Genomic DNA, 215 nt, shown 5'->3' on the forward strand with positions numbered 1-215 from the left:
GTGTGCTGGCCGGGCTGGAGGACACACACCCCGCCGTGCAGCAGCGGACCGAAGACCTCAAGGGCGAACGCGTCCCACGACACCGGCGAGCACTGCAGGAACGTCTGCTCCGGACCGAAGGCCAGATAGTCCGGACCGACGAAGGTCGCGGCCAGCGCACGGTGCGAGGCCATCACACCCTTCGGCAGACCCGTCGAGCCCGACGTGAACATCAC

Annotated in this window: 1 protein-coding gene; it reads right to left on the reverse strand. The window is 68.4% G+C overall.

Features of this window, described 5'->3' with window-relative positions; genetic code table 11:
- Positions 1–212 (reverse strand): AMP-binding protein (locus IF00_RS42405; RefSeq protein ID WP_280922646.1); only part of this gene is annotated, 212 nt, incomplete at its 3' end.
- Positions 213–215 lie beyond the last annotated feature (3 nt).

The organism is Streptomyces flavochromogenes (assembly GCF_000717595.1).
Taxonomy (GTDB): Bacteria; Actinomycetota; Actinomycetes; order Streptomycetales; family Streptomycetaceae; genus Streptomyces; species Streptomyces flavochromogenes.